Annotated in this window: 1 rRNA gene (cut by a window edge); it reads left to right on the forward strand. The window is 56.4% G+C overall.

The annotated features are described in order from the left end of the window. Positions 1-1,830: ribosomal RNA gene (locus AB0D44_RS34115) — 23S ribosomal RNA — on the forward strand; it begins 1,377 nt to the left of the window's first position. The last annotated feature ends 31 nt before the right edge of the window (positions 1,831-1,861 follow it).

Raw genomic sequence — 1,861 nt, forward strand, 5'->3', positions numbered from 1 at the left:
ATGTGATGGGTAGGGGAGCGTCGTGTGCCGGGTGAAGCAGCAGCGGAAGCTAGTTGTGGACGGTTCACGAGTGAGAATGCAGGCATGAGTAGCGATACACACGTGAGAAACGTGTGCGCCGATTGACTAAGGGTTCCTGGGTCAAGCTGATCTGCCCAGGGTAAGTCGGGACCTAAGGCGAGGCCGACAGGCGTAGTCGATGGACAACCGGTTGATATTCCGGTACCCGCTTTGAAACGCCCAATATCGAATCAGGCGATGCTAAGTCCGTGAAGCCGTTCCGGACCCTTCGGGGAAAGGAAAGTGGTGGAGCCGACGAACCAGACTTGTAGTAGGTAAGCGATGGGGTGACGCAGGAAGGTAGTCCAGCCCGGGCGGTGGTTGTCCCGGGGTAAGGGTGTAGGCCGAGGGGTAGGCAAATCCGTCCCTCATATAAGGCTGAGACCTGATGCCGAGCCGATTGTGGTGAAGTGGATGATCCTATGCTGTCGAGAAAAGCCTCTAGCGAGTTTCATGGCGGCCCGTACCCTAAACCGACTCAGGTGGTCAGGTAGAGAATACCGAGGCGTTCGGGTGAACTATGGTTAAGGAACTCGGCAAAATGCCCCCGTAACTTCGGGAGAAGGGGGGCCATCACTGGTGATGAGTCTTGCACTCTGAGCTGGGGGTGGCCGCAGAGACCAGCGAGAAGCGACTGTTTACTAAAAACACAGGTCCGTGCGAAGCCGTAAGGCGATGTATACGGACTGACGCCTGCCCGGTGCTGGAACGTTAAGGGGACCGGTTAGTGCGCTTTCGGGCGTGCGAAGCTGAGAACTTAAGCGCCAGTAAACGGCGGTGGTAACTATAACCATCCTAAGGTAGCGAAATTCCTTGTCGGGTAAGTTCCGACCTGCACGAATGGCGTAACGACTTCTCGACTGTCTCAACCATAGGCCCGGTGAAATTGCACTACGAGTAAAGATGCTCGTTTCGCGCAGCAGGACGGAAAGACCCCGGGACCTTTACTACAGTTTGATATTGGTGTTCGGTTCGGCTTGTGTAGGATAGGTGGGAGACTTTGAAGCCCCAACGCCAGTTGGGGTGGAGTCGTCGTTGAAATACCACTCTGGTCGTGCTGGATGTCTAACCTCGGTCCGTGATCCGGATCAGGGACAGTGTCTGATGGGTAGTTTAACTGGGGCGGTTGCCTCCCAAAGGGTAACGGAGGCGCCCAAAGGTTCCCTCAGCCTGGTTGGCAATCAGGTGTTGAGTGTAAGTGCACAAGGGAGCTTGACTGTGAGACCGACGGGTCGAGCAGGGACGAAAGTCGGGACTAGTGATCCGGCGGTGGCTTGTGGAAGCGCCGTCGCTCAACGGATAAAAGGTACCCCGGGGATAACAGGCTGATCTTCCCCAAGAGTCCATATCGACGGGATGGTTTGGCACCTCGATGTCGGCTCGTCGCATCCTGGGGCTGGAGTCGGTCCCAAGGGTTGGGCTGTTCGCCCATTAAAGCGGTACGCGAGCTGGGTTTAGAACGTCGTGAGACAGTTCGGTCCCTATCCGCTGTGCGCGTAGGAATATTGAGAAGGGCTGTCCCTAGTACGAGAGGACCGGGACGGACGAACCTCTGGTGTGCCAGTTGTCCTGCCAAGGGCATGGCTGGTTGGCTACGTTCGGGAGGGATAACCGCTGAAAGCATCTAAGCGGGAAGCCTGCTTCAAGATGAGTATTCCCACCTCCTTGAGAGGGTAAGGCTCCCAGTAGACGACTGGGTTGATAGGCCAGATGTGGAAGCCCGGTAACGGGTGAAGCTGACTGGTACTAATAGGCCGAGGGCTTGTCCTCAGTTGCTCGCGTCCACTGTGTTAGTTCTGAA

Origin of the sequence: Streptomyces sp. NPDC048349 (assembly GCF_040651925.1) — a bacterium.
Lineage (GTDB): Bacteria > Actinomycetota > Actinomycetes > Streptomycetales > Streptomycetaceae > Streptomyces.